15 protein-coding genes are annotated in these 20,502 nt (G+C 62.3%); 8 read left to right on the top strand and 7 right to left on the bottom strand.

Translation table 11 applies throughout. The features are described 5' to 3' along the window. Positions 1-34: 34 nt before the first annotated feature. The 3 genes from HX869_RS17935 to gcl form a co-directional block, all read right to left on the bottom strand. Entirely contained in the window at positions 35-925 is an 891-nt protein-coding gene (locus tag HX869_RS17935) for a 2-hydroxy-3-oxopropionate reductase (protein ID WP_003210595.1), read from the bottom strand. 176 nt (positions 926-1,101) lie between these two features. Beyond that, on the bottom strand, positions 1,102-1,884 hold the full coding sequence (hyi, locus tag HX869_RS17930) for a hydroxypyruvate isomerase (RefSeq protein ID WP_003210594.1): 783 nt from the start codon (positions 1,882-1,884) through the stop codon (positions 1,102-1,104). 10 nt (positions 1,885-1,894) lie between these two features. Beyond that, entirely contained in the window at positions 1,895-3,670 is a 1,776-nt protein-coding gene (gene gcl / locus HX869_RS17925) for a glyoxylate carboligase (protein ID WP_003210593.1), read from the bottom strand. A gap of 267 nt (positions 3,671-3,937) precedes the next feature. Between gcl and HX869_RS17920 the strand changes: the two genes are divergently transcribed. Continuing rightward, on the top strand, positions 3,938-4,378 hold the full coding sequence (locus HX869_RS17920; protein ID WP_003210592.1) for a heme-binding protein: 441 nt from the start codon (positions 3,938-3,940) through the stop codon (positions 4,376-4,378). A 115-nt stretch (positions 4,379-4,493) separates the two neighbouring features. Here HX869_RS17920 and HX869_RS17915 read toward each other — a convergent pair whose 3' ends face one another. Both HX869_RS17915 and HX869_RS17910 read right to left on the bottom strand, forming a co-directional pair. Continuing rightward, on the bottom strand, positions 4,494-4,952 hold the full coding sequence (locus tag HX869_RS17915; RefSeq protein ID WP_087694459.1) for a transposase: 459 nt from the start codon (positions 4,950-4,952) through the stop codon (positions 4,494-4,496). A 206-nt stretch (positions 4,953-5,158) separates the two neighbouring features. After that, positions 5,159-5,764 (bottom strand): TetR/AcrR family transcriptional regulator, encoded by a 606-nt coding sequence (locus HX869_RS17910; RefSeq protein WP_003210590.1) that lies wholly within the window; start codon positions 5,762-5,764, stop codon positions 5,159-5,161. Positions 5,765-6,005: 241 nt separating this feature from the next. Between HX869_RS17910 and HX869_RS17905 the strand changes: the two genes are divergently transcribed. From HX869_RS17905 to HX869_RS17875, 7 genes are all read left to right on the top strand, one after another. Continuing rightward, positions 6,006-7,133, top strand: coding sequence for an efflux RND transporter periplasmic adaptor subunit (locus HX869_RS17905; protein ID WP_178903431.1), 1,128 nt, complete (start codon positions 6,006-6,008; stop codon positions 7,131-7,133). A 13-nt stretch (positions 7,134-7,146) separates the two neighbouring features. Continuing rightward, positions 7,147-10,209 carry an efflux RND transporter permease subunit gene (locus tag HX869_RS17900; RefSeq protein ID WP_178903430.1) on the top strand — a complete coding sequence of 1,021 codons (3,063 nt, stop codon included), beginning with the start codon at positions 7,147-7,149 and terminating at the stop codon, positions 10,207-10,209. A gap of 5 nt (positions 10,210-10,214) precedes the next feature. Continuing rightward, positions 10,215-13,340 carry an efflux RND transporter permease subunit gene (locus HX869_RS17895; protein WP_177023226.1) on the top strand — a complete coding sequence of 1,042 codons (3,126 nt, stop codon included), beginning with the start codon at positions 10,215-10,217 and terminating at the stop codon, positions 13,338-13,340. Beyond that, entirely contained in the window at positions 13,337-14,758 is a 1,422-nt protein-coding gene (locus HX869_RS17890; RefSeq protein WP_177019607.1) for an efflux transporter outer membrane subunit, read from the top strand. The genes HX869_RS17895 and HX869_RS17890 overlap by 4 nt, the downstream gene beginning before the upstream one ends. Positions 14,759-14,825: 67 nt before the next feature. Further along, the gene (locus tag HX869_RS17885; RefSeq protein WP_003210585.1) at positions 14,826-15,731 is read left to right on the top strand and encodes a DUF808 domain-containing protein; all 906 of its coding nucleotides are present in this window, start codon (positions 14,826-14,828) and stop codon (positions 15,729-15,731) included. 34 nt (positions 15,732-15,765) lie between these two features. Beyond that, complete coding sequence (locus tag HX869_RS17880) at positions 15,766-16,749, top strand: GlxA family transcriptional regulator (RefSeq protein WP_134327091.1); 984 nt, start codon at positions 15,766-15,768, stop codon at positions 16,747-16,749. 71 nt (positions 16,750-16,820) lie between these two features. Then, complete coding sequence (locus HX869_RS17875) at positions 16,821-18,812, top strand: FUSC family protein (RefSeq protein WP_177023203.1); 1,992 nt, start codon at positions 16,821-16,823, stop codon at positions 18,810-18,812. A gap of 30 nt (positions 18,813-18,842) precedes the next feature. On the opposite strand, the gene HX869_RS17870 is transcribed toward HX869_RS17875, so the two are convergent. Then, positions 18,843-19,631, bottom strand: coding sequence for a VacJ family lipoprotein (locus HX869_RS17870; protein ID WP_003210582.1), 789 nt, complete (start codon positions 19,629-19,631; stop codon positions 18,843-18,845). Continuing rightward, positions 19,624-20,502: serine/threonine protein kinase (locus HX869_RS17865; protein ID WP_178903429.1), on the bottom strand; the 879-nt coding region annotated here is incomplete at its 5' end. The genes HX869_RS17870 and HX869_RS17865, both read right to left, overlap by 8 nt.

Here is a 20,502-nt window from a genome sequence, read left to right as displayed (position 1 = left end):
CATTCCCACGCAGAGCGTGGGAACGATCAGGGGGTTATTTATCGCGAATCGAAAAATTCGCCATATGTTCCAGGCCCTTGATCAGCGCCGAGTGGTCCCAGTTGCCGCCACCGATGGCGGTGCAGGTGCTGAACACCTGCTGCGTGCCGGCGGTGTTCGGCAGGTTGATCCCCAGCTCCTTGGCACCGGCCAGGGCCAGGTTAAGATCCTTCTGGTGCAGGTTGATGCGGAAGCCCGGATCGAAGGTGCCCTTGATCATGCGCTCGCCATGCACTTCGAGGATTTTCGACGAAGCAAACCCCCCCATCAGTGCTTCACGCACCTTGGCCGGGTCGGCGCCGTTCTTCGAGGCGAACAGCAGCGCTTCCGCCACCGCCTGGATGTTCAACGCAACGATGATCTGGTTGGCCACCTTGGCGGTCTGGCCATCGCCATTGCCGCCCACCAGGGTGATGTTCTTGCCCATGGCCTGGAACAGCGGCAGGGCGCGTTCGAAGGTGTGCGGGTCGCCGCCGATCATGATGCTCAGGGTGCCGGCCTTGGCACCGACTTCACCACCGGACACCGGGGCGTCGAGGTAACGTGCGCCGGTCTCGTTGATCTTCGCGGCGAAGGCCTTGGTGGCGGTGGGCGAGATCGAACTCATGTCGATCACCACTTTGTTCGGCCCAAGGCCTGCGGCAACGCCGTCGGCGCGGAACAGCACATCATCGACCTGCGGAGTGTCGGGCACCATGACGATGATGAATTCGGCTTCCTGGGCCACTTGCTGCGGGTTGGCCAGGGCCACCGCACCAGCGCTGATCAGTTCAGCCGGCGCCTTGCCGTGATGCTCGGAAAGAAACAGTTGGTGACCGGCCTTTTGCAGGTTGGCAGCCATGGGTTGGCCCATGATGCCGGTGCCGATAAATCCGATTTTAGCCATGACGAAAATCCTCTTATTGTTAGGTGTGCAGGCCTGGCGCGGCCTGCTAAACACAGGAGATCCACTGTGGGAGCGGGCTTGCTCGCGAATGGGGGCCGACATTCAGCATTGATGTCGACTGATCCACCGCTTTCGCGAGCAAGCCCGCTCCCACATTGGGTGCTGTGTTTGTTCAGTTAGATCGCGTTGTGGCTTTTGAGCCAACCCAAACCCGCTTCGGTGGTGGTCAACGGTTTGTACTCACAGCCGACCCAACCCTGATAACCGATGCGGTCCAAATGTTCGAACAGGAAGCGGTAGTTGATCTCACCGGTCCCCGGCTCGTTGCGCCCCGGGTTGTCCGCCAGCTGGATGTGGTTGATCTCACCCAGGTGCGCAGCCATGGTGCGGGCCAGGTCACCTTCCATGATTTGCATGTGATAGATGTCGTATTGCAGGAACAGGTTGGCACTGCCCACCTGCTCGCGAATCGACAGGGCCTGCGCCGTGTTGTTCAGGTAGAAGCCCGGGATGTCGCGGGTATTGATCATCTCCATCACAAGCTTGATGCCTACCGCCTGCAGCTTGTCGGCGGCGTACTTGAGGTTGGCGACGAAGGTTTTTTCAAGCGTCGCGTCATCCACGCCGGCCGGGCGAATCCCCGCCAGGCAGTTGACCTGGGTATTGCCCAGTACCTGGGCGTAGGCGATGGCCAGGTTGACCCCGGCACGGAACTCCTCGACCCGGTCCGGGTGGCAGGCCAGGCCGCGTTCGCCCTTGGCCCAGTCACCGGCCGGCAGGTTGAACAGCACTTGGGTCAGGCCGTGGGCATCGAGTTGCGCCTTGATTTCAGCTGAGCTGAATTCATAGGGAAACAGGTATTCCACACCACTGAACCCCGCGTCGGCGGCGGCTTTGAAACGGGCAAGAAAGTCCTGTTCGGTAAACAGCATGGACAGGTTGGCGGCAAAACGCGGCATGGGGTTCTCCTTAATCGAGCAGTGAAATGGCAGTCGGCGCGTCGTTGCCCACCAGTGCCAGATCTTCGAATTCGTTGACGGCGTTGATCTCGGTGCCCATGGAAATATTGGTCACCCGTTCCAGAATAATCTCAACGATCACCGGAACCTTGAATTCTTCGATCATTTCCTGGGCCTTGCGCAGTGCCGGCTGGATCTGGCCCGGCTCGAACACCCGCAGGGCCTTGCAACCCAGGCCTTCGGCGACGGCCACGTGGTCGACGCCGTAACCGTTGAGTTCCGGTGCGTTGAGGTTGTCGAAGGACAGCTGCACGCAGTAGTCCATTTCAAACCCGCGCTGGGCCTGGCGGATCAGCCCCAGGTAGGAGTTGTTCACCACCACGTGGATGTACGGCAGCTTGAACTGTGCGCCCACGGCCAGCTCTTCGATCATGAACTGGAAGTCATAGTCACCGGACAGTGCCACGACGTTGCGGGTCGGGTCCGCCTTGACCACACCCAGTGCCGCCGGAATGGTCCAGCCGAGCGGGCCGGCCTGGCCGCAGTTGATCCAGTGGCGTGGTTTGTAGACGTGCAGGAACTGCGCGCCGGCAATCTGCGACAGGCCGATGGTGCTGACGTAGCAGGTGTCTTTGCCGAACACCTGGTTCATCTCTTCGTACACCCGTTGCGGCTTGACCGGCACGTTGTCGAAGTGGGTCTTGCGGTGCAGGGTGGCCTTGCGCTGCTGGCAATCGTGGAGCCAGGCGCTGCGGTCCTTGAGCTTGCCGGCGGCTTTCCACTCGCGGGCCACTTCAATGAACATGGTCAATGCAGAGCCGGCGTCGGAAACGATGCCCAGGTCCGGGGTGAATACGCGGCCGATTTGCGTCGGCTCGATGTCCACGTGAATGAATTTGCGGCCCTCGGTGTACACCTCCACCGAACCGGTGTGACGGTTGGCCCAGCGGTTACCGATGCCCAGCACCACGTCCGATTTCAACATCGTGGCGTTGCCATAACGGTGGGACGTTTGCAGGCCGACCATGCCCACCATCTGCGGGTGATCGTCCGGGATCGTGCCCCAGCCCATCAGGGTCGGGATCACCGGGATGCCGGTCAACTCGGCGAATTCCACCAGCAGTTCGCTGGCGTCGGCGTTGATCACGCCACCACCGCTCACCAGCAATGGGCGCTCGGCCTGGTCCAGCAGGGCCAGGGCTTTTTCCACCTGGATGCGGGTCGCCAAAGGCTTGGCCAGGGGCAGTGGTTGGTAGGCGTCGATGTCAAATTCGATCTCGGCCATTTGTACGTCGAATGGCAGGTCGATCAGCACCGGGCCCGGGCGACCGGAGCGCATTTCATAAAAGGCCTTCTGGAAGGCATACGGCACCTGGCCGGGTTCCAGGACGGTGGTCGCCCACTTGGTCACCGGCTTGACGATGCTGGTGATGTCGACAGCCTGGAAGTCTTCCTTGTGCATGCGTGCCCGCGGCGCCTGGCCGGTGATGCACAGGATCGGGATCGAGTCCGCCGAGGCGCTGTACAGGCCGGTAACCATGTCGGTGCCCGCCGGGCCCGAGGTGCCGATGCACACGCCGATATTGCCGGCCTTGGTGCGGGTGTAGCCCTCGGCCATGTGCGAGGCGCCTTCAACGTGGCGAGCAAGGACGTGATCGATGCCACCGACCTTCTGCAAGGCCGAATACAGCGGGTTGATCGCGGCGCCCGGGATACCGAAGGCGGTGTCGACCCCTTCACGGCGCATCACCAGGACAGCGGCTTCGATTGCTCTCATTTTGCTCATGGTTTTGGTGCCTCTTGCGTTTTGTAATTGTATACAAGTGGTGTTGGTCCGAAGTGTATTCACGGCGAGCGGGGCAGGTCAATCCATTTTCTTGGGTGGCCTTTACGTTCGTCGGAAGGCTTATGGACGGGAATATTTCGACGTGTGGTGCGTATGTTTCGAAATATTGTATACAAAAAATAAATCTATTGTGTTCTATTTGTTTGATCGAGCTTCTGATCAGACAGAGCCCCACGGCTTTCCCATAACAAGATAAGGACGGCACCCATGAGCGCTTTAACCTTGAAAGTCGCAGTCAACCTGGCCAGCCACGCCATCGCGGCAGGCCGCACCATTTCGGCGGCACCGCTGACCGTTGCGGTACTCGACAGCGGCGGGCATTTGATAACGTTGCAGCGCGAGGATGGCGCGAGCCTGCTGCGCCCGCAGATCGCGATTGGCAAGGCCTGGGGCGCGATAGCCCTGGGCAAGGGCTCGCGCTTGCTGGCGCTGGACGCACAGCAACGGCCGGCGTTTATTGCCGCGCTGAACAGCCTGGGGCAGGGCAGCGTGGTGCCGGCACCGGGCGGGGTGTTGATCCGGGATCAGGCGGGTGTGGTGCTGGGCGCGATCGGGATCAGCGGGGATACGTCGGATATTGACGAGCAGTGTGCGATCAGTGCGATCGAGGGGTTGGGGTTGTTGGCGGATGCGGGGGTTACTGCTTGATGTGAGGTGACTGATGGATAGTCATCGCAGGCAAGCCAGCTCCCACAGTTGAATGTATTCACGAATCAAAATGTGGGAGCGGGCTTGCCCGCGATGGCGGCGACTCGGTCTCCAGTCAAAGCCAGATCGCATCCCACAGTGGGTAGTCGCCATATTTTTTCACCAGCCCCGCCCTCAAGGGATTGGCCACGATGTACCGAGCTATGCCCTCAAGGTTTTCTTCGCGCCGCACGGCATGATCATGGAAACCTGGTTGCCAAAGACGCCCTTTTCGCCCGGCAACGGCATTCACGACTCGAGTACTTTTGGATTTGACTTGGCGCATCAGGTCAGCCAGCGAACCGTTTTCCAGCGAAATCAACCAGTGGAAATGATCGGGCATCACTACCCAGGCGAGTGAGGTTGCCAGTCGCTGGTTTTGCGCAATTCTGAATTGCTGCACCACCAGTCTGCCTAGCTTGAAGTCGCTGAATATTGGTTCGCGATGCAGTGTGTTACTGGTCAGAAGATAAATTCGGTTGGGTTCGTTATAGCGGCCTGTGCGTAGACGACATGATGCGGGTAGATCAGGCATTCCGTTGCCCCTTTGCAGAAGTGAGTTCTGAAAGGCTAGACAGGAATATTTTAAGGGGGGGGCCAGCTTTTGGCAGGATGTGTCTGGGCGATAGCTATCGCGGGCAAGCCCGCTCCCACAGTGGATCTCCGTCGTTCATACATTCTGTGTCCGGCACAAATCCAGTGTGGGAGCTGGCTTGCCTGCGATGGCTACACCGCGGTCTATCAGTCCCGCTCACACCCCTTCAACACCAACCGAATAATCGTCTGCGCCGCCGCCTCATAATCCGCTTCATCCAACTTCGCCTTGCCGGTCACCGCCGAAATCTGCCAGTCAAAATCCGCATACGTCTGCGTCGCCGCCCAAATGCTGAACATCAGGTGATGCGGATCAATCGGCGCAATCAGCCCACGGTCCACCCAGCTCTGGATGCAGTCGATGTTGTGCTTGGCCTGGGCATTCAGCTGTTCCACCTGCTCGGGGCTCAAATGCGGGGCGCCGTGCATGATCTCACTGGCAAACACTTTCGAGGCAAACGGCAAATCCCGGGAGATGCAGATCTTCGAGCGGATGTACCCGCTCAGCACGGCCGAAGGGTCGCCATCAGGATTGAACGGTGTGGAGGCCGCCAGGATCGGCTCGATAATGCTTTCGAGCACCTCGCGATAGAGATTGTCCTTGGACTTGAAGTAGTAGTAGACGTTGGGCTTGGGCAGCCCGGCCTTGGCGGCGATGTCGCTGGTTTTGGTCGCGGCGAAGCCCTTGTCGGCAAACTCCTCACTGGCAGCCCGCAGGATCAGTTCTTTGTTGCGCTCGCGAATGGTGCTCATAGACCAGGAGGTTCCTTGCCAAGACAGGCGGTCTGGCATGGTAGCACCGGCTTTGCGCAGGGCTCAAGAATCCCGCCGCAGCCCTTGCATGGCGGGGCGCCCAGCTGACTTTGTCTGTCTTGATGCTGAACGCATTCACGGTCGTACAGGCACAGCTCCAGCGCGCTGCTAGAGTTCAGGCAGCGAGCGGCCATTTAGCCTGGCCGCCCCTTCCTGTTTTCGGCGTTCGAGAGAGAAACCCGTGGAGAAAAGCAGACGACGTACGTTCGCCTGGGCCGTTGGCACGTTGTTACTGGTAGCGTTGTTGATTGCCCTGGGTTTGCACTTCTTTGCAGGCGGGCACAAAGGCCGGCCGGCCGTCACCGGCGAACCGGTGGCCGTGGTGCCGGTGGTGTTGCAGGACGTGCCGGTGTATATCGATGCCCTCGGCACCGTCACCCCCACCCGCAGTGTGACCGTGGTCACCCAGGTCGATGGCATCCTCAGCAGCGTGGAATTCAAGGAAGGCCAGCACGTCAGTAAGGGCCAGGTGATTGCGCGGATCGATGACCGCGCCCTCAAGGCCCAACTGGCCGTGGCCAAGGGTACCCTGGCCCACGACCAGGCTGTGTTGAGCAATGCCCAGCGCGATCTGGTGCGCTACCGCGAACTGGTCAAGGCCGGTTCTACCAGCCAGCAAACCGTCGACACCCAGGCGTCCTTGGTCCAGCAACAACTGGGCACCGTGGCTGCCGACCAGGGCAATGTGCAGAACCTTGAAGTGCAGGTCGGCTACTGCACCATCACTTCGCCGGTCGACGGTGTGGTGGGCCTGCGCCTGGTCGACCCCGGCAATTACGTCACCACCACCAGCACCACCGGCATCGTGGTGATTACCCAGATGAACCCGGCCACCGTGGTGTTCGCGGTCCCCGAGGACGACTTGGGCGCTATCAACCAAGCCCTGGGCCGTGGCGCCGTGACGGTGCTGGCCTACGACCGCAACAAGAAAGCCCTGCTGGCCACCGGCAGCCTGTTGGCCCTGGACAACCAGGTAGACACCTCCACCGGCACCATCAAGGTCAAGGCGCAGTTCGATGATTCGGGCAGTGCGCTGTTCCCCAACCAGTTCGTCAATGCGCGCCTGAAGGCCGACACCCTGGCCCAGGTTGCCGTGGTGCCCACCCGGGCGATCCAGCATGGCAGCAAGGGCGATTTTGTGTTCGTGGTGAATGGCGACAAGGCCAGCCTGCGCAACATCAAGACCGGCCCATCGTTGGGCGATGTGTCGGCGGTGCTCGAGAACGGGGTCAAGCCAGGCGAGCAGGTGATCACCGAAGGCGCCGACAAACTGGATGACGGTTCGGCCGTGAAGGTCGTCGCCCAGTGAGGAGCTGCCGAGCATGAACATTTCGCGGCCCTTTATCGAACGTCCCGTCGCCACCACCTTGATGATGGTCGCGGTGCTGTTGCTGGGCATGTTGGGGTATCACCTGTTGTCGGTGTCGGCGTTGCCTGAAGTCGACTACCCGACCATCCAGGTCTTCACCCAATACCCCGGCGCCAGCCCGGACGTGGTCAGCTCCTCGATCACCGCGCCGCTGGAGCGCCAGCTCGGCGAGATGCCGGGCCTCAAGTCGATGAACTCCACCAGCTCCGACGGCGCTTCGGTGGTGACCCTGCAATTCGACCTGTCGCTGTCCCTGGACGTGGCAGAGCAGGAAGTGCAGGCCGCGATCAACGCCGCCGGCACCTTCCTGCCGGCCAACCTGCCGTACCCACCGGTATACAGCAAGGTCAATCCGGCGGATGCGCCGGTGCTGACCCTGTCCCTGACCTCCGATGTGTTGCCGCTGACCAAGGTCGAGGACCTGGCGGATACACGGCTGGCGCAGAAGATCTCGCAGATCACTGGCGTCGGCCTGGTGACCATCAGCGGCGGTCAGCGCCCGGCGGTGCGGGTCGAGGCGAATACCTCGGCGCTCAATAGCCTCGGCCTGTCCATTGATGACCTGCGCACCTCCCTCGGCACGGCCAACGTCAACCAGGCCAAGGGCAATATCGACGGCAAGTTCCAGGCGTATTCGATTGGTGCCAACGACCAGCTGCAATCGGCCGAGGAATACCGCGACCTGGTGATCGCCTATAAAAATGGCGCACCGATTCGCCTGTCACAGATCGCCAGTTCCACCCAGGGCCCGGAGAACCCGCGCCAGGCTGCGTGGACCAACAGCACGCCGTCGATTGTGCTGAACATCCAGCGCCAGCCCGGCGCCAATGTGATTCAGGTGGTCGACCGCGTGCAGCAATTGCTGCCCAAGCTGCGGGCCAGTTTGCCGGGTACCTTGAAGGTCGATGTGCTGACCGACCGCACGCAAACCATCCGCGCCTCGGTCACCGATGTGCAGTACGAACTGGCGGTGGCGGTGCTGCTGGTGGTGATCGTGATTTTCATTTTCCTGCGCGACGTTGCGGCGACGGTTATTCCGGCAGTCACCGTGCCGCTGACGCTGGTGGGCACCCTGGCGGTGGCCTATGCGCTGGGCTTCTCCCTGAACAACCTGACACTGATGGCGCTGACTATCGCCATCGGGTTCGTGGTGGACGACGCCATCGTGATGATCGAAAACATCACGCGCTATATCGAGGCGGGCGACTCGCCGCTGGAGGCGGCGCTCAAGGGTTCGGAGCAAATCGGCTTCACGATTATTTCGCTGTCGATTGCGCTGATTGCAGTGATGATCCCGCTGCTGTTCATGGGCGATGTGGTCGGCCGGCTGTTCCGCGAATTCGCCATGACCGTGGCCGTGACCATCGTTATCTCGGCGTTCATCTCCCTGACCCTCACGCCGATGATGTGCGCGCGGATGCTCAAGAATAAGCACCAGGAACGCCGCGCGGATTTCTTCGACCGCATCAACACCCACTACGTGCGTGGCCTTGACTGGGTGTTGGCGCACCGCACCTTGACCCTGATCTCGATAGCGCTCACCGCCGCGCTGACCCTGATGATTCTGGTGATCATGCCCAAGGGCTTTTTCCCCGACCAGGACACCGGGCTGATCCAGGGTATTTCCCAGGCGGCGCCGACGGTTTCGTTCCAGCAGATGCAGACCGAACAACAGCGCCTGGCCGCGCGAATCCTCAAGGACCCGGCGGTGCAAAGCCTGTCGTCCTTCGTCGGTATCGACCAGACCAACCCGACCATCAACCAGGGCAACCTGCTGATCAACCTCAAGCCGCGCGGCGAGCGCGACAGTGCCACCGAGGTGATCCGCCGGCTCTCCGATGCCAACGCCGACGACGCCGGGATCCGCCTGTACCTGCACTCGGTACAGGACCTGACCCTCGACGCCACGGTGTCCACCACCAGCTACCGGCTGGGCCTGCAAGCCACCGACCCGGACGAGTTGGAGCAGTGGACCAACAAGCTGCTGGCGGCGATCAAGCAAGACCCGATGTTCACCGACGTGCAAAGCCAGGCGATGCAATTCGGCAATCAGATCCAGCTGACCTTTGACCGCGCCACCGCCTCGCGCCTCGGCATCACGCCCCAGGCGATTGACGACGTGCTGTATGACGCCTTCGGCCAGCGCCAGGTCTCGACGATCTACACCCAGCTCAACCAGTACCACGTGGTGATCGCCACCGACCATCCGCCGCGCAACTTGCCGGACCTGCTCACCGGGTTGTACGTGGACATTCCCGGTGGCGGTGTGGCGCCGCTGTCGAGCATGGCGACCCTGCAGGTGGTGCGGGCGCCCGTCACCATCAACCGGCTGGGCCAGTTTCCGTATGCCGACGTTTCGTTCAACCTAGCGCCCGGCCAGACCCTTGGCGCGGCGGTCACGCGGCTCAAGGACATCGAGGCCAAGGTCGGCTTGCCGCTGTCGGTGCAGGCCAACCTGGAAGGCGCGGCGGCGACGTTCGAACAGTCGCTGTCCAACCAGGTATTCCTGGTGGTGGCGGCGATTGTGGTGGTGTACCTGATGCTGGGGATTCTGTACGAAAGCTTCGTGCACCCGGTGACGATCCTTTCGACGCTGCTCTCGGCAGCGCTCGGGGCCTTGCTGGCACTGCTGGTGACCGGCACACAGTTCGACATTATCGGATTGATCGGCATTGTGCTGCTGATCGGTATCGTGATGAAAAACGGCATCATGATGGTCGACTTTGCCCTGGAGTTGTTACGCGAGGGCGGCCTGAGCCCCACGGCCGCGATCCGCCAGGCGGCAGAGTTGCGGTTCCGGCCGATCCTGATGACCAGCATGGCGTCGCTGTTCGGCGCGGTGCCGCTGGCGCTCGGTACGGGGATTGGTTCGGAGCTGCGTCACCCGCTGGGCATCGCGATTATCGGCGGGTTGTTGCTCAGTCAGTTGCTGACGCTGTTTTCCACGCCGGTGATCTTCCTCGCCATGCACGGCCTGGGGCAGCGCTTCAGCCGCCGCCCGGCTGAAGCGGTCTGATGGCAATGAACCTCAGCGCGCCGTTTGTTCGCCGCCCGATTGCAACCACCTTGATGGCGGCCGGCCTCGCGCTGTTTGGCGCGCTGGCCTTCATGCTGTTGCCGGTGGCGCCGTTGCCGGAGGTGGATTTCCCGACCATCAGCGTCAGCGCCTCGTTGCCCGGCGCCGATCCGACCACCGTCGCCAGTTCAGTGGCCACGCCCCTGGAGCGCCAGTTCGGGCAGATCGCCGGGGTCACGCAGATGACCTCATCCAGCAGCTTGGGCTCGGCGCGGATCATTTTGCAGTTCGACCTGAATCGCGACATCGACGGCGCCGCGCGGGATGTGCAGGCGGCGATCAATGCCGCCCGCAGCAACCTGCCCAGCGACCTGTCCGGCAACCCGACGTACCGCAAGGTCAACCCGGCGGATTCGCCGATTCTGATCATCAGCCTGACCTCCGACAGCGCCACGCCGGGGCAGATGTATGACGTGGCCTCGACCCTGCTGGAGCAGAAGTTGTTGCAGACTACCGGGGTCGGTGACGTGACGGTGGGCGGCGGCGCGCTGCCGGCGGTGCGGGTGGAATTGAACCCCGACCGGCTCAACCAGTACGGCGTGAGCCTGGAGCAGGTGCGCCAGGTGATCAACGCCTCCAACGTCAACTTGCCCAAGGGCAACGTGGCCATCGGTGATCGCAACTACGGCATTGCGGCGAACGACCAGTTGCTCGATGAAAAGGACTACGGGCCGCTGGTGGTCAAGGCCCACAACGGCGACCTGATCCATATCGCCGACCTGGGCTACGTGCGCGAAGACGTGCAGGACCTGCGCAACTTCGGCCTGTCCAACGGTAAGCCGGCAGTATTGCTGGTGGTGTTCAAGCAGCCGGGCGCCAACGTGATCGAAACGGTGGACGCGGTGAAAGCCTCGCTGCCGTTCCTGCAAAGCTCGATTCCGGCGACGATCAAGCTCAACCTGCTGATGGACCGCACCACCACCATTCGCGCCTCGTTGCATGACGTCGAGATCACGTTGCTGGTGTCGATCCTGCTGGTGACCCTGGTGACCTTCGGCTTCTTCCGCGACTGGCGCAGCACCCTGGTGCCGGCGATTGTGGTGCCGCTGTCGCTGCTCGGCACCTTCGGCGCGATGTACTTCCTCGGCTACAGCCTGAACAACCTGTCACTCATGGCGCTGACGATTTCCACCGGCTTTGTGGTGGACGATGCGATTGTGGTGGTGGAAAACATCATGCGCCACCTGGAGCGCGGCAAGACCCGGGTGGAAGCGGCGCTGGCCGGTGCCCAGGAAGTCGGCTTCACGGTACTGACCATCAGCGTGTCGCTGGTGGCGGTGTTTATTCCGCTGCTGCTGATGGGCGGGATTGTCGGGCGGCTGTTCCGCGAGTTTTCGGTATCGTTGTCGGTGGCCATCGTGATCTCGATGCTGATCTCGCTGACGGTTACACCGATGCTCGCCAGCGTGCTGCTGCGCGCGCCGAAAGTGATTCATGAAGGCAATGAACACCCGGACTCGCGCTTTCACCGCTTCTACGATCGCACCCTCGGTTGGGTGATCGACCATACGGTGCTGATGGGTTTTGTGACGGTGTTGGTGATCGTGCTCGCCGGCGTGTTGTACGTGCTGGTGCCCAAGGGTTTTTTCCCCCAGGAAGACACCGGGCGCTTGCAGGGCAGCATCCTGGCGAACCAGAGCATTTCCTATGGGGCGATGCAGAAGGACTTCACCGAGATCAACCGCAAGGTGATGAAAAACCCGAACGTCGAAACCGTCGCCGGGTTTGTCGGCGGTGGCGGAGGGGGCGGCGGGGCGGTCAACAGCGCGCAGATGTTTGTATTGCTCAAGCCCCTGGGCGAGCGCAAGGACAACGCCACCGAAATCATCGGCCAGATCCGCCGCAGCCTCGGCGACTTGCCGGGCACCAAGCTGTATTTGCAGTCGGCCCAGGACATCACCGTGGGTGGCCGGCAAAGTGGCGCGCAATACCAATACACCCTGACCGCCGATGACCAGGAGTCGCTGGACGAATGGGTGCCCAAGGTGGTGGCGGTGCTGCGCAAATTGCCGCAACTCACCGACCTCAATACCGACCAGCAAGACAACAGCTTGCTGGCCAATGTGCAAATCAACCGGGACACGGCGGCGCGCCTCGGGGTGAGTGTCTCGGCGGTCGACCAGACGCTGTACGACGCCTTTGGCCAGCGCCAGGTCGCGACCCTGTATCGCGCGGCCAACCAGTACCACGTGGTGATGGAAATCGCGCCGGAATACTGGACCGACCCTTCCGCGCTCAAGGGCATTTATGTGCCGACGGGCACCCAGGCCACGACCACCAAGGGCACCACGGCGGCGCCCAACCTGACCACCGGGCAGACCCTGGTGCCACTCTCGGCACTGGCGGATAACACGGTGGCGCGCACCGCAATTTCCATCAGTCACCAGGGCACGTTCCCGGCGGTGACAGTCTCGTTCAACCTGGCGCCCGGCACGTCCATCGGCCAGGCCACGGCGATGGTGGACGATGCGGTGAAGCAACTGCGCATGCCCGCCAGTGTGGTCGGCCAGTTTGCCGGTACGGCCCAGGTGTTCCAGTCGTCGGTGGCCAGTGAGCCACTGCTGATCGTCGCTGCGTTGCTGTGCGTGTATATCGTGCTGGGCATCCTCTACGAAAACCTGACGCACCCGCTGACCATTCTTTCGACCCTGCCCTCGGCCGGCGTCGGTGCGTTGATCGCCTTGCTGCTGACCGGCACCGAGCTGTCGATCATTGCGCTGGTGGGGGTGATTCTGTTGATTGGTATCGTGAAGAAAAACGCGATCATGATGATCGACTTCGCGATCACCGAGCGGCGGGAGTTCGGCCTAACGGCCAAGGAAGCGATTCGCCGAGCGTGCCTGATCCGTTTCCGGCCGATCATGATGACGACCCTGGCGGCGATCCTTGGCGCGCTGCCGCTGGTGCTCGGCACCGGTTATGGCTCTGAGTTGCGCCGGCCGTTGGGGATTTCGATTATTGGTGGCCTGCTGTTCAGCCAGGTGCTGACGCTGTACACCACCCCGGTGATCTACCTGTGGCTCGACCGGGCGTCACAGCGCCTGGGTCGGCGTAAGGAAGCAAGGTTATGAACGTGAAATACAGCGTGCTTTGCATCAGCCTGCTGCTCGGCGGCTGCATGGTCGGGCCCGATTACCAGAAGCCCGCCATGGAGCTGCCGCAGTCGTTCAAGGAAGGCGCGCAGTGGCAGCGCGCGGCGGCTAACCCCCAAGGGGCGATGGACAGCCAGTGGTGGCTGGCCTATCAGGACCCGGTGCTGAACGACCTGGTGGCGCGCTCGGCCAAGGCCAACCAATCGATCATCGCGGCGGAGGCCGCGTACCGTTTGGCTCAGGCGCAGGTGGCGTCCAGCCGGGCCGGTTTGTGGCCGACGGTGGGCGTGGGGTTGTCGGGTTCGCGGGGAACGGCAGGCAGTGGTAGCGGCACGTCCACCACCGGTACCACGGCGGGCGGCGTGCAGAACAGTGTCAGCGCAACCTTGACCGCCAGTTGGGAGCCGGACCTGTGGGGCCTGGTGCGGCGCGGGATAGAGTCCAGCCAGGCGACGGCCCAGCAATCGGATGCGTTGCTGGCCGGGGTGCGGCTGTCCATCAGTTCCAGCGTGGCGAGTAACTACCTCGCCCTGCGGCAGATGGACATCGACGTGCGCCTGTTGCAGCAACAACAGAAGATCAACCAGCAACTGCTGGACATGATCCAGGTGCAGTTCACCCAGGGCGTCGCCACCAACGACCAGTTGCTGGTGGCTCAGGACCAGTTGACCACCTCGATTGCCGACTTGCAGACCTCCCTGCGCGACCGCGAGCAATACGAACACGCGCTGGCCGTGCTGGTGGGCGTGGCGCCGAGTGAATTCAGCGTGGCGGTGCGCAATGACTACAGCTTCGTGGTCCCGCGGCCACCGTTGACCTTGCCGTCGACCCTGCTGCAACGGCGTCCCGATGTGGTGGCGGCGGAGCGCTCGGCAGCGGCGGCCAACGCGAAAATCGGCGTGGCTGAAGCCGCATTCTTCCCGACCCTGGATCTTACTGCCGAGGCCGGTTACCGCGGCAGTGCGTTGGGCGGGTTGTTCTCCCTGCCCAATCGCATCTGGACGTTGGGCCCGGCGCTGGCGGAAACCCTGTTTGACGGCGGCGCCCGCGAAGCGGCGGTCAAGCAGGCCGAGGCCAGCTATGACCAGATCGCCGCGACCTACAAGGGTACCGTGCTCAGCGCCTTGCAGAACGTTGAAGATAACCTGTCGGCAATCAACCACCTGCAAACCCAGGCCGATGCGTTCCAGCAGGTGTACCAACGTAATCAGCAACTGTTCGGCAGCCAGGAAGCACAGTTGCGCGCCGGCACTGTGAGCCAGGAGGCCGTGCTGACCCAGCAACTGGTGTTGCTGCAAGCCGAGCAGAATCTTCGCGACACCCAGGGCCAGCTCAGCCAAGGCAGTGTGGCGCTGATCCAGAGCCTTGGCGGGGGCTGGCAAACGCCTGCGCGCTGAACGGCTCGCTAACCCGGTGTGCGCCGCGTTATTCTCGGCGCACTTTGAATCACGGGAAGCCTGAGCCATGGCAGGAAGCAGTTTGCTGGTATTGATCGACGACATCGCCGCGGTGCTCGATGATGTGGCGTTGATGACCAAGATGGCCGCGAAGAAAACCGCCGGCGTGCTGGGGGACGACCTGGCGCTGAATGCCCAGCAAGTCTCCGGGGTGCGCGCCGAGCGGGAAATTCCGGTGGTGTGGGCGGTGGCCAAGGGCTCGTTCGTCAACAAGCTGATTTTGGTGCCGGCTGCGTTGCTGATCAGCGCGTTTGCGCCGTGGGCGGTCACGCCGTTGTTGATGCTGGGCGGCGCTTACCTGTGTTTTGAAGGTTTCGAAAAACTCGCCCATAGCTTCTTCCACAAACGCACCGAAGAGCAGGCGCACCTGGTGGAAGCCGTGGCGGATCCGGCCACGGACCTGGTGGCCTTCGAGAAGGACAAGATCAAGGGCGCGATCCGTACCGACTTCATCCTCTCCGCCGAAATCATCGCCATCACCCTCGGTACCGTGGCCGATGCACCGCTGATGCAGCAAGTGATCGTGTTGTCGGGTATCGCCATCGTCATGACCATCGGCGTCTACGGCTTGGTGGCCGGTATCGTCAAACTCGATGACCTGGGCCTGTGGCTCACCCAGAAGCCCGGCCAGGCGGCGCGCAGCATCGGCGGGGCGATCCTGCGGGCGGCGCCGTACATGATGAAAAGCCTGTCGGTGATCGGTACGGCGGCGATGTTCATGGTCGGCGGTGGCATCCTGACCCATGGTGTGCCGGTGGTGCATCACTGGATCGAGACTGTGAGCCAGAGTACTGGCGGCCTGGCGTGGTTGATGCCGACGTTGCTCAATGCAGTGGCGGGGATCATTGCCGGGGCCGTGGTGTTGGCGGTGGTCAGTGCGGTGGGTAACCTCTGGAAGCGGGTGAGGGCATAGGCATTTGATCGAGCGACGGCAATTCAGCGGGGGCATGAAAGGCAAGAACCTCCGTTACCTGAATGAAAATCCCGGCGAGGCCCGCCAGACGGTGCGTGCGGGATTTGTGTTGCTCGAACATTTTTCGCTGCCGGCGTTTACCCAGGCGCTGGATACGCTGATCACCGCCAACCTGCTGCGGCCCGCTTCTTTTTCTACCTCGACCTTCGGCTTGCGGGAAGGCGAGGTGATCAGTGACCTGGGGCTGGTGATCCGGCCCGATGCGCGGCTTGAGTCTTCGGTGCTTAAAGAGTTGGACCTGTTGGTGATATGCGGTGGCTATCGCACTGAACTGAAGGCTGCGGAGGAGTTTATCCACCTGCTGAAAAGCGCCTCGGAGCAGGGTGTGAGCCTGGCCGGTTTGTGGAATGGTGCGTGGTTCCTGGGGCGTGCAGGATTGCTGGGCGGCTACCGCTGCGCCGTGCACCCGGAACATCGCCCGGCCCTCGCTGATTTTTGCAAGGCGACGCAGGTCAGCAGCGAACCCTATGTGATTGATCGCGACCGGCTGACGGCATCGAGCCCTTCCGGTGCGTTTCATATGGCGCTGGACTGGATCAAGGGGCTGTACGGCAAAGCGCTGGTGGAGGGGATCGAGGACATCCTGGCGTTTGAGGAGTCGCGCTACCGGCGGGTGAAACCCACGGAAAACGTGTGCTTGAGCGCACCCCTGCGCGAGGTGGTCAACCTGATGGACGCCAACCTCGAAGAGCCTCTGGAGCTTGAGCAACTGGCCGTTTATGCGGGCCGTTCCCGACGCCAGTTGGAGCGTTTGTTCAAGGAGCAGCTTGGCACCACGCCCCAGCGTTATTACCTGGAACTGCGCATCACCGAGGCCCGTCGGCTGCTGCAACACACCGAGCTGTCCCAGGTGGACGTGCTGGTGGCCTGCGGGTTTGTCTCGCCGAGCCATTTCAGCAAGTGCTACAGCGCCTACTTTGGCTACAGGCCATCCAAGGAAAAGCGCCTGGTCAAATAGCCTGAGATTGGCATTCGCCACAAATATAGATACGATGCTAATCATTAGCTTGCTATCTATATGTGGGTTTAATGAAATCCTCCACCTTCCAGCTCCCTGATTTCTGGCAGGCGACGTTGACCCCGTCCCGTAGCGATCTGCTGTTTGCCTTGCGCAACATGATCGCCGGCGGGGTCGCGTTGTACCTGGCCTTCTGTTTTGACTTGCAGCAACCGCAATGGGCCCTGACCACCGTATTTATCGTGGGCCAGTCCACCAGCGGCATGGTCCTGGCCAAAGGCGCCTATCGGCTGGTGGGTACGTTTGTCGGGGCCATGGTTTCCATCGCGATGATCGGCGTGTTTGGCCAGGCGCCGCTGCTGTTCCTGCTGTGCATGGCGCTGTGGCTGGCGTTCTGCACCACGGGGGCATCCTTGCTGCGCAATCATGCGTCCTATGGGTTTGTGCTGGCGGGTTACACCACGGCGATTATTGCGCTACCCGCTACGGCGGCACCGCTGGGAGTGTTCGATGAGGCGGTGGCACGCTGCCAGGAGATCAGCCTGGGGATTCTTTGTGCCTCCATCGCCAGTACGATTCTGTGGCCGCGCCGGGTCGAGCAGGTGCTGGCGGTTCAGGCGCGCGCCGCCTGGCAGGCCGGGGTGCGGGCTGCCGCTTCGGAGCTGTTGGGTACCGACCAGCGTAAAGGCTTGCTCGAAGCATTGAGCCGCCTGGTGGCGGTGGACAGCCAGCGCGACCATGCCTGGTTTGAAGGGCCCAAGGGCCGGCGCCGCTCCCAGGCCTTGCGGGTGCTCAGCCGTGATCTGCTTAGCCTGCTGCGGGCGGCGCGGGGCGTGGCGCGCCAGCGGATGATGCTCGATGAAACGGCGGCGGTCGGGCCACTGATTGAAGCGGTGGCTTCGGCGTTGCAGCAGGAGCGTCTTGATGAACTGCCCGAGTTGTCACAACGGCTTGGCCTGGCGTTGCAGGATCCGCAGCTTGGCCAGGAGGCGCACTTTTGCCTGGTGCAACTGGCGCAGGTGTTGCGCTTGATTGAGCTGGGTGAATTGACGCTGTCGGCGGTCGAGCAGGGCAGGGTGCCGCCCGGCGCACCGGGGGCGATGTCCTGGCACCGGGATATCGAGCAGGGGGTGCTAGGCGGGCTGCGCAGTGCGTTGGCGTTTCTGGCGGTCGCGGCGTTCTGGATCTTTACGGCATGGCCTTCGGGTTTGGGCGCGGTATCGATTTGTGGCGTGGTGTTGAGCCTGTTTGCAGCGCGGGAAAACCCGTCGGCTTCCAGCCTTAACTTCCTCAAGGGCATAGCGCTGTCGATCCCGGTGGCCGGTTTTGTGTGCTTCGTGCTGTTGCCCGGCTTCGATGGCTTTCCCTTGTTATGCCTGGCGTTGGGAGTGCCGCTGTTTTTCGCCTCGTTGTGCATGAGCCGCCTCAAGCTGGCGGCCACGGCCTCGGCGTTCTGCATCTTTTTCGTCAACAACGTAGGGCCCAGCAATGTGATGACCTATGACTTCGCCGCGTTCCTCAACAAGGCCATCGCGACGCTGGTGGGGGTCGGGATTGCCGTGGTGGTGTTTCGGCTGATCCAGCTCAATCCCGGCGAGCATCACTATCGGCGGATGTTCAAGGCTTCATTGTTCGACCTGGCGCAATTGACTTCCCGTCCCCTGGAGCAGGCTGAAAGCTGGTTTGGCGGGCGCATGGCGGACCGGCTGATTCGCCTGTCGCGCTACAGCGAAACCTTGCCTGCCGATCGCCGTGTCCACTGGGATAACGGATTGCTGGGGCTGGACCTGGGGGATGAGTTGCTGGAGTTGCGCGCCTGCCTGGCGGACAGCCGGGGTGCGTTGGCGATTGAGCGCGATCGCTATTTGCGGGCATTGGAGTCGGTGTTGGAGGAGGGTGGACCGAGCGTGGCGAATGAGTCGCTGATGGATGCGGCCAGCGTTGCGATGCTTGAAGCGCTTGAACAGCCTTCGGGATTGGCGGAGCAGGATCGGGAAATGGCCAGGGCGGCCGTGCTGCAACTGCGGTTTACGTGGCGTAAGTGGTGTCGGCGGGGGATGTAGGCGCTGGCAAGCCAGCGCCTACACGGGGCATTACTCGGCGATCTGCAACTTGCGCGCCTCGGTGTACACGTAGCGCACCTTTTCATACTCGAACGGCGAGTTCATCTGGCCGTAGCGGAAGCTGGTCTGGTAGCGCTTGTCGACGGCGCGCAGGGCCCAGATTTCCGGGTGGTTTTCGCTGACCTTGGACACGTTCAGGAAGTTGATCTCGGTCTCGGCGCCGTAGTCCACCAGCAGGCCGGTGGTATCCCGCAGGTTCGACGGACCAAACAGCGGCAGCACCAGGTAGGCGCCGCCCGGTACACCGTAGAAGCCCAGGGTCTGGCCGAAGTCTTCGCTCTGGCGCGGCAGGCCCATGGCGGTGGCCGGGTCCCACAGGCCGGCGATGCCGATGGTGGTGTTGAGCAGCAGGCGCCCGGTGGTTTCCAGGGAACGATGGCCCTTGAGCTGCAGCAGGCTGTTCAGCAGGTTGGGTACATCCCCGAGGTTGTTGAAGAAGTTGCTGACGCCGGTACGCAGGAAGCTCGGGGTGACATAGCGGTAACCGTCCACCACGGGCAGGAACACCCACTGGTCGAAGCGGTAGTTGAAGTGGTAGACCCGGCGGTTCCACGACTCCAGCGGGTCGTAGACATTCAGCGCGTTGACCGACGAGCGCTCGAACTCACGCTGGTCCAGGCCAGGGTTGAACTTGAGGTGGCTCAGGGGCTCCTTGAAGCCGTCGGAGTCCACTACGGTCGGCGTGTGGGCCTTGCTGTTGTCGGCATTGGCCACGCCCGCGCACATCAGGGCGGCGAGCAGCAGAAGATATTTAGCCACGGAAGAACTCCAGCATGGCGTCGGCGTTGACGCGGTAGTTGAGGTTGCCGCAATGGCCGCCCAGGGGGTAGACGGTCAAGCGATCGCCGAAGGTTTTACGCAGGAAGCCAAGGTCGCCAGGGCCCAGGATCACGTCGTCGGCGTTGTGCATGACGGCGATTTTCGGGCTGTCGTGCAGGTAGTCCTTGAGGGCATACAGGCTGACCTGGTCAACCAGTTGCAGCAGGCTGCCGCCGTCGGAACGGGCGCGCCACATCGGGATCACCTGTTCGGTGAGGTAGCAGTCGAAGTCGCACTGCAGCGCACGCTTGAGGAACGGCGTGAGGCTGGTGCCTTCGCTGATCGGGTACTTGGGCGGGATGATCAGGCCGCGACGGTTGATCAGGTCCGAGGTGAAGGCAATGTCGGCCGCCGAGAAGCGGAACGAAGTGCCGATCAGCATCGCCATTTGTTCGTTGGTCAGGTGTTCCTTGGAGTTCTGGAAGTCGTACAGCAGGGCATCGTTGAGGTCGATGTAGCCCTTTTGCTGGAAGTAGCGGGTCAGTTTGTTCAACACCAGCTCATAGAAGGTGGTGCTGTTGTTGATGCCCTTGACCTCGGTCTGCACCAGTTTGTCGAGGTTGGTGATCGAGGTATAGAGGTTGACCGGCGGGTTCAGCAGCAGGACTTTCTTGAAGTTGAAGCTGCGACGGGTTTCGTCCAGCTTGCTGACAAAGGCTGCGTCGAGGGCGCCGAGGCTGTAGCCGGTGAGGTAGAAGTCGGTCACGGGCAGCGTCGGGTTTTGCGCGCGTACGGCCTGCATCACGCGGTACATGTCTTCGGCGTCTTCCTGGCTGATGCCGGGAGTGGCGAAGCGCGAGGCGGCGGCGAT

It is taken from the genome of Pseudomonas sp. P7779 (genome assembly GCF_013386315.1).
Taxonomy (GTDB): domain Bacteria; phylum Pseudomonadota; class Gammaproteobacteria; order Pseudomonadales; family Pseudomonadaceae; genus Aquipseudomonas.
This window is presented reverse-complemented; position numbering and strand designations above follow the sequence as displayed.

Coding starts and splice junctions, on each gene's coding strand:
- HX869_RS17935 (WP_003210595.1), bottom strand. CDS start 925: ATGGCTAAAATCGGATTTATCGGCACCGGCATCATGGGCCAACCCATG.
- hyi (WP_003210594.1), bottom strand. CDS start 1,884: ATGCCGCGTTTTGCCGCCAACCTGTCCATGCTGTTTACCGAACAGGAC.
- gcl (WP_003210593.1), bottom strand. CDS start 3,670: ATGAGCAAAATGAGAGCAATCGAAGCCGCTGTCCTGGTGATGCGCCGT.
- HX869_RS17920 (WP_003210592.1), top strand. CDS start 3,938: ATGAGCGCTTTAACCTTGAAAGTCGCAGTCAACCTGGCCAGCCACGCC.
- HX869_RS17915 (WP_087694459.1), bottom strand. CDS start 4,952: ATGCCTGATCTACCCGCATCATGTCGTCTACGCACAGGCCGCTATAAC.
- HX869_RS17910 (WP_003210590.1), bottom strand. CDS start 5,764: ATGAGCACCATTCGCGAGCGCAACAAAGAACTGATCCTGCGGGCTGCC.
- HX869_RS17900 (WP_178903430.1), top strand. CDS start 7,147: ATGAACATTTCGCGGCCCTTTATCGAACGTCCCGTCGCCACCACCTTG.
- HX869_RS17895 (WP_177023226.1), top strand. CDS start 10,215: ATGAACCTCAGCGCGCCGTTTGTTCGCCGCCCGATTGCAACCACCTTG.
- HX869_RS17890 (WP_177019607.1), top strand. CDS start 13,337: ATGAACGTGAAATACAGCGTGCTTTGCATCAGCCTGCTGCTCGGCGGC.
- HX869_RS17885 (WP_003210585.1), top strand. CDS start 14,826: ATGGCAGGAAGCAGTTTGCTGGTATTGATCGACGACATCGCCGCGGTG.
- HX869_RS17880 (WP_134327091.1), top strand. CDS start 15,766: ATGAAAGGCAAGAACCTCCGTTACCTGAATGAAAATCCCGGCGAGGCC.
- HX869_RS17875 (WP_177023203.1), top strand. CDS start 16,821: ATGAAATCCTCCACCTTCCAGCTCCCTGATTTCTGGCAGGCGACGTTG.